At 68.2% G+C, this 15,256-nt stretch carries 14 protein-coding genes; 3 read left to right on the forward strand and 11 right to left on the reverse strand.

Features of this window, described 5'->3' with window-relative positions:
- The first annotated feature begins 52 nt into the window (after positions 1–52).
- Complete coding sequence (locus AC3ITM_RS09375) at positions 53–2,845, forward strand: EAL domain-containing protein (protein ID WP_489269909.1); 2,793 nt, start codon at positions 53–55, stop codon at positions 2,843–2,845.
- A 206-nt stretch (positions 2,846–3,051) separates the two neighbouring features.
- On the opposite strand, the gene AC3ITM_RS09380 is transcribed toward AC3ITM_RS09375, so the two are convergent.
- From AC3ITM_RS09380 to AC3ITM_RS09410, 7 genes are all read right to left on the reverse strand, one after another.
- A complete protein-coding gene (locus AC3ITM_RS09380) occupies positions 3,052–4,212 on the reverse strand; it encodes a winged helix-turn-helix domain-containing protein (protein ID WP_489269910.1) in 1,161 nt (386 codons plus the stop codon).
- Positions 4,213–4,611: 399 nt separating this feature from the next.
- On the reverse strand, positions 4,612–4,884 hold the full coding sequence (locus tag AC3ITM_RS09385; RefSeq protein WP_489269911.1) for a hypothetical protein: 273 nt from the start codon (positions 4,882–4,884) through the stop codon (positions 4,612–4,614).
- Positions 4,885–4,981: 97 nt separating this feature from the next.
- On the reverse strand, positions 4,982–6,172 hold the full coding sequence (locus AC3ITM_RS09390) for a methyl-accepting chemotaxis protein (RefSeq protein WP_489269912.1): 1,191 nt from the start codon (positions 6,170–6,172) through the stop codon (positions 4,982–4,984).
- Between the two features lie 159 nt (positions 6,173–6,331).
- On the reverse strand, positions 6,332–6,946 hold the full coding sequence (hflD, locus tag AC3ITM_RS09395; protein ID WP_228886951.1) for a high frequency lysogenization protein HflD: 615 nt from the start codon (positions 6,944–6,946) through the stop codon (positions 6,332–6,334).
- Positions 6,943–8,082: a tRNA 2-thiouridine(34) synthase MnmA gene (gene mnmA / locus AC3ITM_RS09400; RefSeq protein ID WP_489269913.1), complete on the reverse strand. Its 1,140-nt coding sequence runs from the start codon at positions 8,080–8,082 to the stop codon at positions 6,943–6,945. The genes hflD and mnmA overlap by 4 nt, the downstream gene beginning before the upstream one ends.
- Positions 8,079–8,540: an NUDIX hydrolase gene (locus AC3ITM_RS09405; protein ID WP_489269914.1), complete on the reverse strand. Its 462-nt coding sequence runs from the start codon at positions 8,538–8,540 to the stop codon at positions 8,079–8,081. Before AC3ITM_RS09405 ends, mnmA begins: the two co-directional genes overlap by 4 nt.
- A 1-nt stretch (position 8,541) precedes the next feature.
- Positions 8,542–9,006 (reverse strand): hypothetical protein, encoded by a 465-nt coding sequence (locus AC3ITM_RS09410; RefSeq protein WP_489269915.1) that lies wholly within the window; start codon positions 9,004–9,006, stop codon positions 8,542–8,544.
- 93 nt (positions 9,007–9,099) lie between these two features.
- Here AC3ITM_RS09410 and clpS point away from each other — a divergent pair, with 93 nt between their 5' ends.
- Together clpS and clpA are read left to right on the forward strand one after the other, a co-directional pair.
- On the forward strand, positions 9,100–9,432 hold the full coding sequence (clpS, locus tag AC3ITM_RS09415; protein WP_228886955.1) for an ATP-dependent Clp protease adapter ClpS: 333 nt from the start codon (positions 9,100–9,102) through the stop codon (positions 9,430–9,432).
- Positions 9,433–9,853: 421 nt separating this feature from the next.
- Positions 9,854–12,133, forward strand: coding sequence for an ATP-dependent Clp protease ATP-binding subunit ClpA (clpA, locus tag AC3ITM_RS09420; RefSeq protein ID WP_489269916.1), 2,280 nt, complete (start codon positions 9,854–9,856; stop codon positions 12,131–12,133).
- A gap of 179 nt (positions 12,134–12,312) precedes the next feature.
- On the opposite strand, the gene AC3ITM_RS09425 is transcribed toward clpA, so the two are convergent.
- The 4 genes from AC3ITM_RS09425 to AC3ITM_RS09440 all read right to left on the reverse strand — a co-directional run bounded on the left by AC3ITM_RS09425 (position 12,313) and on the right by AC3ITM_RS09440 (position 15,248).
- Positions 12,313–12,684, reverse strand: coding sequence for a hypothetical protein (locus AC3ITM_RS09425; protein WP_489269917.1), 372 nt, complete (start codon positions 12,682–12,684; stop codon positions 12,313–12,315).
- 218 nt (positions 12,685–12,902) lie between these two features.
- Entirely contained in the window at positions 12,903–13,121 is a 219-nt protein-coding gene (infA, locus tag AC3ITM_RS09430; RefSeq protein WP_005409596.1) for a translation initiation factor IF-1, read from the reverse strand.
- 238 nt (positions 13,122–13,359) lie between these two features.
- The gene (gene aat / locus AC3ITM_RS09435) at positions 13,360–14,124 is read right to left on the reverse strand and encodes a leucyl/phenylalanyl-tRNA--protein transferase (RefSeq protein ID WP_489269918.1); all 765 of its coding nucleotides are present in this window, start codon (positions 14,122–14,124) and stop codon (positions 13,360–13,362) included.
- Positions 14,121–15,248 carry a GNAT family N-acetyltransferase gene (locus tag AC3ITM_RS09440; RefSeq protein ID WP_489269919.1) on the reverse strand — a complete coding sequence of 376 codons (1,128 nt, stop codon included), beginning with the start codon at positions 15,246–15,248 and terminating at the stop codon, positions 14,121–14,123. The genes aat and AC3ITM_RS09440 overlap by 4 nt, the downstream gene beginning before the upstream one ends.
- Between the last annotated feature and the right edge of the window lie 8 nt (positions 15,249–15,256).

Consider the following 15,256-nt stretch of genomic DNA (forward strand, 5'->3'; position numbering starts at 1 on the left):
CCGCTAACGATTGCGTTCCCGGCTGTCGGGTGCGCTATCGGAGTCATACCGCGTGGACCAAGGGATCATCGCCAGTCTGCTGCAGCACCCACTGGCATCGGCGCTGGTCATCCTCGACCACAGCGGGCGCCCGCTGGCAGCCAACCCGGCCGCGCGCGAGCATGGGTTGCCGGCGACCGTGGCGGCCTATGGCGCGCTGCTGGACGACCTGCGCCTGCTGGCCGCCGACGGCGGTGCGGTGCCCTGCCAGCTGCCCGGCGGCCCGCGTGGCCGCTTCGATGGCTGGCTGCGCGCGGTGCGCGCCGCCGATGGCCAGCTGCTGGCGTTCACCCTGAGCGTGCCCGAGCCGGTGGCCAGCTATGCCGGCAGCCGCTGGGAGCTGGCGCTGGACCACGCCGGCCACGGCCTGTGGGACTGGGACCTGCCCAGCGACGCGGTCACCCGCTCGCAACGCTGGGACGGGTTGCCGGCCGGTGCCGACCAGCAGGCGCCCGGCCAGGCCGGGGCGGCGTTGCTGGCGCCGATCCACGCCGATGACCGTCCCGCCGTGCGTGCCGCCCTGGATGCGCACCTGCGTGGCGATGGCCCGGTGTATACCGCCCAGTACCGGGTGCGCCATCCCGATGGCGACTGGCGCTGGGTGCTCGACCGCGGCCAGGTGGTGGCGCGCACCGCCGACGGCCAGCCGCTGCGCATGGTCGGCACGCATACCGATATCCAGGCGCAGAAGCAGATGGAGTCGTTGCTGCTGGAACAGCAGGTGCACCTGCGCGAAGCGCAGCGCATCGCCAGCATGGGCAGCTGGTCGTGGGACCCGCAACTGCGCCAGTTCTGGTGGTCGCCGGAGTTCCGCAGCCTGCTGGGGGTGGGCGATGCGCCGCTGACCGGCCGCCGGCACTGGCTGCGCCGGCTGGAGCCGCGTTCGCGCAGCCTGTTGCGCCATGCCTGGCGGCGCATGCTGCGCGACGGCAAGCCGGCCACCCTGCAGCTGGAGCTGCCCGGTCCGCGCGATGGCGCGCTGCACCTGCGGCTGTGGATGCAGCCGCTGCTGGGCGCCGACGGGCGCATCCAGCGTCTGCTCGGCCAGGTCCAGAACATCACCGAACAGCACCAGACCGATGCGCTGATCCGCTGGCGCACCGAGCTGCTCAATCGGGTCTCGGCGCTGGGCCGGATCGGTGGCTGCGAAATCGAGGTCGCTACCCGCCACATGCAGTGGACCGAGGAGTGCTACCGCATCCACGGTCTGCGCAAGGAGCCGATCAGCCTGGACCAGGCGCTGGCGCTGTATTCCGAGGATTCGCGCGCCGCCTTCGAAGCGGCCTTGCTGCGGATCGCCGAGGGCGGCCTGCCCGAGCAGCTGGACCTGTGCTTCTACCGCCAGACCGGGCAGCGCATCTGGGTACAGGTGCTGATCGAGCTGGACCGTCGCGACGGCCTGCCACCGCGCTTTGTGGTGCTGTTCCGTGACATCACCCGCGAGCGTGAAGCCAACGAACGTATTGAACTATTGGCCCATTACGATCTGCTCACCGGCCTGCCCAACCGCATGCTGCTGCGCGAGCAGACCGCCGAGGCGATCGAGGAAGCGCGTGACCGCGGTACCTCGCTGGCGATGCTGTTCATCGACCTGGACGGTTTCAAGACCATCAACGACACCTTCGGCCATGCCACCGGCGATGCACTGCTCAAGGCCGCTGCCTCGCGCCTGCACCAGAACCTGCGCAACGCCGACCTGTTCGGCCGCTTCAGCGGCGACGAGTTCATCGTGGTGCTGCGCGACCTGGCCGCCCCCGAAGACGCCGGCCACGTGGCCCGCAAGCTGATCGCCTCGCTGGCCGAGCCGCTGCACCGCGGGCAGACCACCTTGAAGGTGGGCGCCAGCGTCGGCATCGCCATGCTCGATGAAGGCCGCGGCGATTTCGAATCGCTGCTGCGCGCCGCCGATGCGGCCATGTACGCGGCCAAGGAAGCCGGGCGCAATACCTACCAGTACTACAGCCAGGACGCGTTGGCGCGCATCCAGCGCAAGCTGGAGATCGAGCACGCGCTGCTGGGCGCGATCGAGCGCGAAGAGTTCAGCCTGGCCTACCAGCCGCTGCTGGATGCCGCGCACGGCCAGCCGCCGGCGATCGAAGCATTGCTGCGCTGGCACCGGCCCGGCATCGGCTATTGCAGCCCGGCCGAGTTCATCCCGATCGCCGAGAAGTGCGGCGAAATCGTGCGCATCGGCGACTGGGTGCTGGCCGAGGCCTGCCGCCAGGCCGCCGCCTGGGATGCGGCTGGCCTGAAGTTCGACCGCGTGGCGGTCAATGTCTCGGCGGTACAGCTGCGGGACCGCGGCTTTGCCGAACGCGTGATCGACACCTGCCATGCGCACGGCTGGCCGCCGCAGCGGCTGGAACTGGAGTTGACCGAGTCGGCCCTGATCCGTGACACCGACTTGCTGCGGCATTGCTTCGACGTCCTCGAGCAGCATGGCGTCCCGCTGGCGGTGGACGACTTCGGCACCGGTTTCTCCAACCTGCATTACCTCAACCGGTTCCCGGTCGGCCGGCTGAAGATCGACCGCAGCTTCGTCCAGGGCATGCTGCACGACACCGGCACCGCCGAAGTCACCCAGGCCATCGTGCACCTGGGCCACGCGCTGGGCATGAAAGTGGTGGCCGAAGGGGTGGAGACCGAACAGGAGGAAGCCATGCTGCGTCGCCAGGGCTGCGACGAAATCCAGGGTTACCTGTATTCCCGCCCGCTCACCCCGCGCGACCTGGCGCAGTGGCTCAAGGCCGGTGGCGCCTGCATCGGCCCGCGTGAAAGCGTGGCGGCCGTCAGCCAGCTCAACTAACCGGGCGCAGGCGACAGCCGCCTTGGTAGGGTCGCATCCGGATCGACTGCACGTAGCATTGCCCGGCGCGACGAAGGCATGACCCAATCGAAGCCGGCTTCGATGATTTCCATGCCGTCACCGGGGTGCCACAGATGGTCGGCAGTCGATCCGGATGCGACCCTGCCAGGGCGTGGCGATGGCATGGTTCATCCCTTCGGCCTGGGTCACGGCTTCGCTGCGGCGATGGCGCGGTCATCGAGGATGGGGCAGGCGTTGAACTCGGCGAACCGTTGCAGCTCTTTGCCCAGTGCCGGCAGGAACGGGCCGCGTTGGAGCCTGGCGTCTTCCAGGTGCAGGCTCAGCACCTGCAGCCTGCGCTCGCTGCGGTGGGCCTTGCAGTCGATCCGGCCGACCAGCCGGTCGCCGTACAGGACCGGCAGGCAGAAGTAGCCATACCGCCGTTTGGCAGCCGGGACATAACACTCGATCCGGTAGTCGAACCCGAACAGCGCGCCCAGGCGCTCGCGATGGATCACCAGGTTGTCGAAGGGCGACAGGATCTTCACCGCCGATGCGCGCCGGGGCGGCGCCGCCTCCAGCACGGCGGTGTCCACATAGCCGGCCAGGCCGTGCGCATCGTTCAGTACGGCGATCTGCCCTGCATCGAGGCGTTCGTCGACCACCTCGCGCATCGCCTCGCGCAGGTCCTTGCCTGACCGCAGGTGCAGCAGTTGTTGCCGGGTAAACACCCCGTGCGCCCTGAGGGTGGTTTCAAACAGATGCGTGGCCTGCTCATACGGTGTCGGCACGCGCAGATCGATCCCGCCGGGCAGGCAGCGCGCGGTGAGGTCGTAGGACTTCTCCATGCCGTTGCGTTCGCAGACCATCAGATCGCCCTGCATGAACAGCGTCTCGAAGGCCTTCCTGCCCGGTCCCTGGTTCCACCAGCTGCCCTTGTCCTGGTCGCGCTGATCGAGATTGCGCAGGCGCATGGGACCGTCCCCGCGGATGCGGGCCAGGATTTCCTTCATCAAACGCGGCTCACCCTGGCGGAAATAGCGGCTTTGGCCGTTGCGGATCGATTCCATCTGCGGCAACGCATAGCGGTAGTCGCGCATCGGAAGATAGGCGGCGGCGTGGAACCAGTACTCGAATATCTCCCGCTCGCCGATCAGCTGGTTTAGGTGGGCCGGCGCGTAACCGGGCACCCGGTTCCACAGCACATGGTGGTGCGCCCGTTCCACCACCGACAGCGTATCGATCTGCACATAGCCCAGGTGGCAGATTGCCCGGTGCGTTGCCGATATGCCCTGGCCGAAGGCCGGTGGCGAGGTCAGGCCCTGCCGGTGCAGTGCCAGTTGTCTCAGGGCGGATGTCGTGGGCATGTCGGCGGGGTCTCTGGATGGATGGCGTTACCGGGTCAACAGCCGGCGTCGGTCATGCCTTCGACGCACGGTGCATTGCCATGTGCAGTCGATGGGAATGCGACCCTACCAGAGCGTGGGCCCGTCGCGCCTTTCTGCATTTCTTGTGATGACCGACGTTGGCGGCCGGCATCGATGTCGATGCAACTTCTCGTTAATCGATGGGCGCCGGTAGGGTCGCATCCGGATCGACTGCACGTAGCAGTGCCCGGCGCGAGGAAGGCATGACCCCCAGCCGAAGCCGGCTTCGATGGTTTCCATGCCGTTACCGGGGTGCCGCAGAAGGTCGGCAGTCGATCGGGATGCGACCCGACCAGGGCGCGGCTGTTGCGCGGCCCGGTAGGCGCGGGTTGCAGGCGCTCAATCGCGCCCGGTTGCCGCCGCTTCCAGCGCAGCGCCGCTCAAGCCAAGATCCCAGGCCAGCCCGGCCAGTGCCGGATCGAGGCCGTGGGGGAGGGAGGTGCTGATCGGCGCGCGCTCGGCGGCCAACTGCACCAGCTCGGATTGCGCCAGGGCTTCCAGTTGCGCCAGCAGCGCGCGCCCTTGCACTGGAGCGACGCAGGCGCTCTCGACGGCAGTCGGCTCGACGGCGGCGGCAGGGGCGGAAGAGACGGGGAGGGAGTTCAACAGCATCGGGTAATCATCTGCCGCCAGGGCGGGGTGCAAGCGCAACGGCCCCGGGGATACCGGGGCCGTTGCAGGGTGCCGGAACCGGCATGGGTCATCTGGATCAGAACAGCTCGACCGCACCGGCGGCCATGCTCTGCTGGGCCACGGCCTTGTGCGGCGGGCGTTCCCACTCGCTGCGCATGTCGCGCAGGCGGTTGCCGGTACGCTGCAGGGCCGTGGCCACTTCCTCGTCGAACACCCCGCCGTTGCGATGCAGCAGCTCCTGCAGCGCCACCGCTTCGCGGTTGATCGCGGTCAGCCGGTCCAGGTGGGTATGCACGCCGCCCAGGGCCTGGGTGGCGATGTCCTCGAACTGCAGGGCGCGCACCGCTTCGGCCACGCTGCCGTCGATGGCACGGGCGCATTCGGAGATTTCGCGCATGCCGTCGCCCAGCGAGGCATTGATCTGGGCCACGTTGTCCAGCATCTGCGCCGCTTCATGGCGCGCTTCGCGGGAACGGTCCATGTCGCGCGAGGCCATGTGCGACACCGTCTCGCGGACCTTGGCAATGGCGTCCTTGGAACTATGGGCCAGCTTCCGGATCTGCTCGTTGAAGGTGGTGGACCGCTCGGACAGGTTGCGCACCTCGTCGGCCACCACCGCAAAGCCGCGGCCGGCCTCACCGGCACGGGCCGCTTCGATGGCCGCGTTCAAGGCCAGCAGGTTGGTCTGGTCGGCAATCGACTTGACGTCCTCCAGCAGCGCGAAGATGCCATCCAGGTGCTGTGCCATCTGGTCGATGTGCTGCACGGTATTGCTGCTCTGGCCGCTGACCTGTTCCAGCGCCTCCACCAGCTGTTCCATGCGGTGGCTGGCGTGCTGGGCGAAGCGGGCCACGTCGACCCCGGCGCCGCCGTCTTCACCGGCACGGTCGACGATGCGGGCCAGTGCCTGGCTCTGCTGGCGGGACTTGCGGTTCATCGCCTCGAAGCTGCCGCCCAGGCCGCTGACGGCATGGCGGATCAGGTCACGGGCGCGTTCGACTTCGCCACGCGAGCCTTCGACTTCGTTGCCGACGAACGAGCGCAGTTCGGTCAGCAGCTGGTCTTGTTCACGCAGCATGCGGGCATGTTCGGGCGTTTGCTGGGTCTGGGCGCGGGCCGTCCACCAGGCAAATACCAGCCAGCTGAGCGTCATCGTGGTCAGAATCGCCCAACGCAGCGGCGCGGGCCATTCAAAGCCGATGGCGAAGGGAAGGAGCAGGGTCAGGACCAGGGGGGCGGCCAGACGGATGAAGATGCGTGAGTACATGGACGTTCTCGGGAAGTGCACGGTTGATGTATCGGCCGTACCCCCGTTTGCTTTAGTGCTGCACTGCACATTCGATCAGAAACCCTACGTTGCCCCGTACGCGGCGTAGAGCCACCCCATGGGTGGCTGCACGGCAGGGGCAGGTCGCACGCCCACGGATCAGCGCAGCTGGCGGTCCACCGCTTCGATCATCGCCTTGCGCGACAGCAGGAAATCCCAGTACTGCCCGCCGGTCTGGCGCCACAGCACCGCCGCGCGCACCGCCCCCAGCAACAGGGCGCGGATCTCGGCCACCACCCCGGCCTGGCCGAGGTAATGCGGGTTGCCCTGCACCATCACACGGGGCTTGAGATGGCTGATGGTGTCGGCATACAGCCCGCCGAGCGCGGCCAGCACGTCCGGGTGGGCGCTGTCGCCCAGTTCGTCGGCCTGGCGCTGGGCGCGGGCGATGCCCTGGCTGACCTGCTCGACCACCGCCCGTTCACGCACGAAGCGGCGTTCCAGCTGCAGCACCGCCAGCGCCAGCCGCGGCAGCGCGTCGTCCTGGCCCTGGTTGCGGAAATAGTTGTGCAGCAGGCGCAGGCCCGGGGCCACGTTGCCGGCATTGCCGAAGATGGCCTGGGGGCTGTCGGCGTCGATGCGCAATACGCTGTCGATCGCGGTACGCACCACGGCCGCCTCGGAATGGCCGGTTTCGGCGATGCGGCGCACCTGCTGCAGGGCCTGGGCGATGCCGGCCAGAGCAAGAACGCGGTCGTCGACGGAAAAACTCATGCAGCAGATACCTCGAAGGGGGAAGGGACGGTGCGCAGCCGCTGTTCCAGCGGCGCGTCGGTGGCGGCGATCACCGCGCCACCCAGGCAGACCTGATCGTCATACAACACCAGTGATTGACCGGGGGTGACGGCGCGCTGCGGGCGGGCGAAGCGCACCAGCAGGGTGCCGTCATCGCGCACCTCCACCGTGCACGGCTCGTCGGGCTGGCGGTAGCGGGTCTGGGCGGTGCAGCTGAAGCGGCGGGCGGGCGGGGCACCGGCAATCCAGTGGGCGGGTTCGGACTGCAGCTGGCTGGACAGCAGCCACGGGCTGTCGCGGTCCTGGTCCACGTACAGCACGTTGCTGGCCACATCCTTGCCCACCACGTACCACGGCGCGGCCGGGCGCCCCCGCACACCACCGATGTTCAGGCCCTCGCGCTGGCCCAGGGTGAAATAGAACACGCCCGGATGCTCGGCGATCAGCGCACCGTCCGGGTCGCGGATCTCCCCGGTCCTGGCCGGCAGGTAACGGCCGAGGAACTCGCGGAAATCGCGCTCGCCGATGAAGCAGATCCCGGTGGAATCCTTCTTGGCGTGGGTGGGCAGGCGCGCATCGCGGGCGATCCGGCGCAGGTCGTTCTTCTGCAGTTCGCCGATCGGGAACACGGTGGCGGCCAGCTGTTCCTGGCCCAGCTGGTGCAGGAAGTAGCTCTGGTCCTTGCCCTGGTCGACCCCGCGCAGCAGTGCCCAGCGCCCGTCCACCTTGGCAGTGCGGGCGTAGTGGCCGGTGGCGATGCGTTCGGCGCCCAGTTCGCGCGCCGCATCCAGGAAGTGCTTGAACTTGACCTCGCGGTTGCACAGCACGTCCGGGTTGGGCGTGCGCCCGGCGGCGTACTCGGCCAGGAAGTGCTCGAACACGCCCTGCCAGTACTCGCCGGAGAAATCGCGGAAGTGGAACGGGATGCCCAGCAGGCCGCAGACCGCCACCGCGTCGCGGCGGTCGTCCTCGGCACGGCAGTCGCCGCTGCCGTCGTCGGCCCAGTTCTGCATGAACAGCCCGGCGACCGGCTCGCCCTGCTGGACCAGCCGCCACGCCGCCACCGACGAATCCACGCCGCCGGAGACGCCGACCATGATCCGCGGGGTACTCATGCGGTCTCCTTGACGATGGCCAGTGGATGGCGCTGGCCGGCCAGGTAGTCGGCGACCACCTCCCAGACCAGGGGGCTGCGCAGGCGGGCGGCCTGCGCCTGCAGCTCGGCCGGGGTCAGCCACAGGGCCCGCAGGATGCCCGCATCCAGCGCCCGGGCCGGATCGTGCGCGGTCGGTTCGGCAGCAAAGGCGAAGCGCAGGAAGGGCGTGCCATCCGGTGCGGTCCACTGGTAGGCGCCGATGAAGGCGCTCAGGCGCACCTGCCAGCCGGTTTCCTCCAGGGTTTCGCGCACCGCCGCCGCGGCCAGGCTTTCGCCCGGCTCCAGGTGCCCGGCCGGCTGGTTGAGCACCTCCAGGCCGTCGATGCGCTCTTCCACCAGCAACAGGCGCCCGTCACCCACCACCACGGTGGCGACGGTGACATGGGGCGCCCAGCGCGGGTCCTGCACGGCATTCACCTCAGTACTCGTCGGTCTTGGTCAGTTCGTTTTCCATCGCATCGGCGGTACGCATGGCCGCATCGATGGCATCGCTCAGGGCCTCGGCACTGGCGCTGGCATCGACCTTGACCACGAACATGGCCAGCTGGTCCTGCTTGACCCAGGCGCCGAGCTTGGCGTCCTGCGAGTCTTCCAGCAGCCGGTTGGCCACCGCGGCGGGGAACTGCTTGCCCGGCGAGTTGTACCCCGGCGACCAGATCTCGCGCACCTTGTGGGTGCCGAACTCCTCCACCGACGAGCGCACGAACACCAGCTGGGTGCGGTCATCGCCGACGTCGAAGACCAGCTTGTAGTCGCCGTCCTCGTCGATCTCGTAGGGGTAGTCCAGCTTGTCCAGCACCCGGCCCACGGCCTTGTCGGCCTCGGCGGCATGGGCCCCGAACACGGTGGCGGTCAGCAGCAATGCGGTGGCGATCCTTTTCATGAAATCCCTGTGAATGTGTGGAACAACGGGTGGATTGTGAAGGGCGGCAGGGGGCAACGTCCAATCCCGCGGCCGGGGCTCTATAATGGGACGATGCCACGCCAGCCTTCCCAAGAACCCCACCACGACCACGGCGTCCTGCTCGAGCCGGCCCGCCCGGAGGTGGCGCCGCCGCCGTTCTACCAGGTCATGCTGTTGAACGACGACTACACCCCGATGGATTTCGTGGTGACCGTGCTGCAGCACTTTTTTGCCATGGACCTGGACAAGGCCACCCAGGTGATGCTGCACGTCCATACCCGTGGCCGCGGGGTGTGCGGGGTATTCACCCGCGAAGTGGCCGAATCCAAGGTTGCCCAGGTCAACGAATTCTCGCGCATGAACCAGCATCCGCTGTTGTGCACGATGGAAAAGACCAGCGGCTGACCCCGCGCCGATCGATCGATCGGCGCCCGGCCACCCGTACCGGCCCCTTGGGCTGGCCACGCCAGTGCCGCCACGGGGCCGGCTGCGGACGATCCGCACTGTTCCATCCATGCAGCGCCGCGGTGCCGACACGCCCGGGGATGGCCGTTGCATGCCTGCTCCTGCGTCTCCCCCTGCAACATGCCGGTGCCCGGGGCGCATGCCGCTGGGCCGCGCTTGCGGGCAACCACGACATTGCCATCACGTTCAAGCTGGCAATCGTGGGCTGAAGTTCGGGCATGATGGCGTTGCTGGGACCTCCCTGGCGTATCCAGGCGCGGCGGCCGGAGTGCCAACGCCGTCTGAACGCACCGCTCGGCCAGGGTGATGGAAATTGCATAGCTAGGCCGCATATTGTTCCTAACTGCCGCCGGAGTAGAACATGTTCAGCAAAGACCTCGAACACACCATCGGACAGTGCTACAAGCGCGCCCGTGAGGCCCGGCATGAATTCATGACGGTCGAACACCTGCTTTTGGCCCTGCTCGACAACCCGTCCGCCCAGGCCGTGCTCAAGGCCTGCGGCGCCGACGCCGAGCGCCTGCGCCAGGAACTGGAGCAGGCCATCGAGGCCTCGGTCTCGCGCCTAGCCGAAGACGACGGCCGCGACACCCAGCCCACCCTGGGCTTCCAGCGGGTGCTACAGCGCGCGGTGTACCACGTGCAGTCCTCGGGCAAGAAGGAGGTCACCGGCGCCAACGTGCTGGTCGCCATCTTCGGCGAAAAGGACTCCCACGCCGTCTATTACCTCAACCAGCAGGACGTGACCCGGCTGGATATCGTCAATTACCTGTCCCACGGCATCGCCAAGCTGGGCGAAGACGGCGAAGTGCCGCCGGCTGCCGAGGGCGAGGGTCGCGCCGAGGGCGCCGAAGGCGAGGGCAAGGGCGATGCGCTGGCCGAGTTCGCCAGCAACCTCAACGAAGCCGCGCGCAACGGCCGGATCGACCCGCTGGTGGGCCGCCGCGATGAAATCGAGCGCACCATCCAGGTGCTGTGCCGCCGCCGCAAGAACAACCCGCTGTACGTGGGCGAGGCCGGCGTGGGCAAGACCGCCATCGCCGAAGGCCTGGCCAAGCGCATCGTCGAAGGCTCGGTGCCCGAGGTGTTGGCCGATGCGGTGATCTATTCGCTGGACCTGGGCGCGCTGGTGGCCGGGACCAAATACCGCGGCGATTTCGAAAAGCGCCTCAAGGGCGTGCTCACCGCGCTGAAGAAGCTGCCCAACGCGGTGCTGTTCATCGACGAGATCCACACCATCATCGGCGCCGGTTCGGCCTCGGGCGGCACCATGGATGCCTCCAACCTGATCAAGCCGGCGCTGGCGTCGGGCGAGCTGCGCTGCATCGGCTCGACCACCTTCCAGGAATATCGCGGCATCTTCGAGAAGGACCGCGCGCTGGCGCGGCGCTTCCAGAAGATCGACATCGTCGAGCCGACCGTGGGCGAAACCTACGAAATCCTGCAGGGCCTCAAGCCCCGCTACGAGGCGCACCACGGCGTGACCTACGCCGATGACGCGCTGCAGGCGGCGGTGGACCTGTCGGTCAAGCACATCGGCGACCGCCTGCTGCCGGACAAGGCGATCGACGTGATCGACGAGGCCGGCGCACGCCAGCGGCTGCTGCCGGCAGGCGAGCGCAAGGAACTGATCGACATCGAGGAGATCGAGACCATCGTGGCCAAGATGGCGCGTATTCCGGCCAAGCAGGTCAGCGCCACCGACAAGGATGTGCTGCAGCACCTGGAGCGCAACCTGAAGATGGTGATCTTCGGCCAGGACCCGGCCATCGAGACCCTGTCCTCGGCGATCAAGCTGGCCCGCTCGGGCCTGGCCAACCCGGAAAAGCCGATCGGCAACTTCCTGTTCGCCGGCCCCACCGGCGTGGGCAAGACCGAGGTGACCAAGCAGCTGGCGCTGCAGCTGGGCATCGAGCTGGTCCGCTTCGACATGAGCGAGTACATGGAGCCGCATTCGATCAGCCGCCTGATCGGTGCGCCCCCGGGCTATGTGGGCTTCGACCAGGGTGGCCTGCTCACCGAGAAGATCGTCAAGACCCCGCACTGCGTGCTGCTGCTGGACGAGGTGGAAAAAGCCCACCCGGACATCTTCAACATCCTGCTGCAGGTCATGGACCGTGGCGTGCTCACCGACACCAACGGGCGCGAGGCCAACTTCAAGAACGTGGTGCTGGTGATGACCACCAATGCCGGCGCGGCCCAGGCCTCGCGGCGTTCGATCGGCTTCACCCGCCAGGACCATGCCACCGATGCGATGGAAATCCTGCGCAAGAGCTTCACCCCGGAATTCCGCAACCGCCTCGATGCGGTGGTGCAGTTCCAGCCGCTGGGCTTCGAGCACATCCTGCGCGTGGTCGACAAGTTCCTGATCGAACTGGAAATGCTGCTGCAGGAAAAGCACGTCAGCCTGTCGGCCACCCCGACCGCGCGCGACTGGCTGGCCCGCCACGGTTTCGACCCGCTGATGGGCGCCCGCCCGATGGCGCGGGTGATCCAGGACAAGGTCAAGCGCCCGCTGGCCGACGAGCTGCTGTTCGGCAAGCTGGTCAACGGCGGCCGGGTCAGCATCGATGTGCGCGACGACGAACTGTTCGTCGAAACGCAGGCCGAACCGGAGCGCCTGCTCCCGGCAACGGTGTAACGCACCCATCGCCGGCGGGTACCCCGCCGGCGACGTCGCGCCTCAGCACCGCGGACGGCGCCTCACCATCGACGAGGACGGTAGCTCACCACTGCCGCCGACGGTAGCTCACCACCGTTGGTGGTGAGGTGCTGGCCGAGGCATCACCACAACGCCCCCTCATGGGGGCGTTGTGCTGCTCAGCGCCGCGCGCGGGCGCGGGTGGCGAACTGTTCTGCGGTGATCGGCTCCAGCGTGCTGACCACGCACTTCTGCGAGCTGGTGCGCAGGCTGCTGACGCCGCCGCCGCACAACTGGCCGTCGCGGCCGGGGGTGGCGAACGCCAGCTTCGACGAGCGCGCCGCGCTGCTGCAGCTGTCCTGGAAATGCACGATGTAGTGCTGGTCGGCATTGCGCAGCAGCACGTTTTCCGAAGCGCCGGCGCGCACGATCTGCTGGTCGGTCGACAGGCTCACGCACGACGCGGCCGCGTCGGTGGCCGCTTCGGCGGCGTGGGCGGTACCGGCAGCGCCGGCGATGGCCAGCAGGCTCAACAGGGACAGGGTCTTCATGGCAGGTCCGGGGGATCGCGATCCGGATTGGATCGACCGCCACAGTGGCGCCAGCGCGGCCGGGGCGAATCTGCAGCAAGGCAGCCTGACCGATGTCAGGGTGCACAGGGTCAGGGTGTCGCTTGGCAGGGGGTGGCCGGAAAATGGCGCGCACGCAAAAAGGCCAGCACCGGGCTGGCCTTCTGGCGGTGCTTCTGTTGGGAAGCGCCCCGAACCGCTTACTTCATGCGGTAGGTGATGCGACCCTTGGTCAGGTCGTAGGGCGTCATTTCGACCTTGACACGGTCGCCCGTCAGGATGCGGATGTAGTTCTTGCGCATGCGGCCGGAGATGTGGGCGATGATTTCATGCCCGTTTTCCAGTCGAACGCGGAAAGTGGTGTTAGGCAGCGTCTCGCTGACGGTGCCTTCGAACTCGATGGAGTCGTCTTTCGACATGTAGTCCTGTGCAGTTCTGTAAACGGCCGAGCTGGCCTTAAGAGCGGGCATTTTACGCGTGTCGGCCCCGCGATGCAAAGTTTGTGTTAATTGCCCTTGTTTAGCCGCCCTTCACGCCCGGCCGCCGGCCAGGCGATCCCAGAACGGTAACGCCGTTGGCCGAAACGGCCATGCCGGCCGCTCACCGAAGCGGTAGTGCCGGCCGCTGGCCGGCTTCCCGGCCATCTGTCATCGCGCCTCAATCCCCGCCGCTGGCCGGTTCCGCCCCGGCCAGCAGCGCCGCCGGCATCTCCCCGAACCGTTCGCACCAACTCCCCGCAGGCGCCTCCTGCCGTACCAGCGCATGCACCTGCTGCAGAAACTGCGCCCGCGGCCAATGCTCGGCGCCCATCCGCAGCAGGTGGTCGTTCTCCACCTGCGCATCGATCAGCGGCCAGCCCCACTGCGCCAGCCGCCGCGCCAGCCCGGCCAGGGCCACCTTGGAGCCGCCGCTGGCCGCGCTGAACATGCTTTCGCCGAAGAACATCCGCCCGATCGCCACCCCGTAGATGCCACCCACCAGCGCGTCACCGTCGAACACCTCCACCGAATGCGCATGGCCGAGCCGATGCAGCTGCCCATAGGCCTGGCGCATCTGCGTGGTGATCCAGGTGCCGTCCTGGCCCGGTCGCGGACTGGCCGCGCAGGCGGCGATCACCGCCTCGAAACAGGTATCGGCGCGCAGCGTCCAGGCACTGCCGCGCAGGCTGCGCCGGAACCGTGCCGACAGATGCACGCCTTCGGTGCGGAACACCATGCGCGGGTCCGGTGACCACCACAGCAGCGGTTGGCCGGCCGAGAACCAGGGGAATACACCGCCGGCATAGGCATTGAGCAGGCGCACCGGCGACAGGTCGCCGCCGATCGCCAGCAGCCCATCGGGCTCGCGCAACGCGGTGTCTGCCGGCGGGAAGGGCGCATCGGGGCGCGGGTCCAGGCGCCACGGGCGGGCGGCGTGGCTCATTCGCCTTCGGCCTTGAACGGGCTGTGCGCAGCCAGGGTCTGCGCATAGCGCGCCACGTCCTCGCGTTCCTGCCCGCACCAGCCGGCCAGGGCGCCGGCAAAGTCCGGTGCGGCAATCCAGTGGCGGCTGCGCACGGTCTGCGGCAGGAAGCCGCGCGCCAGCTTGTGCTCGCCCTGCGCGCCGGGCTCGAAGCGCGCCACGCCTTCGCGCAGGCAGTATTCGATGCCCTGGTAGTAGCAGGTCTCAAAGTGCAGGCCGGGCAGGGTGGCCCCACCCCAGTAACGGCCGTACAGCGTGTCGACGCCGCGCAGGCACAGCGCCCCGGCTACCGGCAGGCCGTCCTGCTCGGCCAGGAAGATCACCAGTTGGCGCGGCAGCGATTGGGCCAGGTGGCGCAGGAACGGCAGGGTCAGCGCCGGCGAGTTGCCGTACTCGGCGAAGGTCTGCAGGTAGAAGCCGTGCATGGCCTGCAGGTCGCCCGCGCTGGCCTCATCGCCATGCACGATCCGGTAGGTGACGCCACTGCGTGCCAGCTTGCTGCGTTCCTGGCGGATGTTCTTGCGGTGCTTGTGGTTCATCGCCGCCAGGAAATCGTCGAAGCAATACCAATTCCCGGGGTTGTGCCACTGGAACTGGATGTCCTGGCGCAGCAGCCAGTCCGGCCCGAACGCGGCGTCCTCGGCGTCGGTATGGAAATTGATGTGGGCCGAGGACCAGCCCATCCGGTCGACCTCGTTCCGGAGCGCCTCCAGCAGCGCGGCGCGGTCGGTATCGCCGCGTGCCAGCAGGCGCGGCCCGGTCACCGGCGAGTACGGCACCGCGCCCAGCCACTTGGGGTAGTAGTCCCGCCCGTGCCGCGCATAGGCATTGGCCCAGGCGTGGTCGAACACGAACTCGCCGTGCGAGTTGTCCTTCAGGTAGCCCGGGATCGCCGCGATCAGGCTGTCGCCGTCCCACAGGGTGAAGTGACGCGGCCGCCAGCCCCATTCCGGGCGCAGGCAGCCATGTTCTTCCAGCCCGGCCAGGAAGGCGTGGCAGACGAGCGGATTGTCGCCGTCGTGCAGGGCATCCCAGGCGGCGGCCGGGAGGTCGGACAGGCGGTGCAGGAAGCGTGTATCGGGCATGGAGGAAG

This window comes from Stenotrophomonas sp. KH_029, from assembly GCF_057839765.1.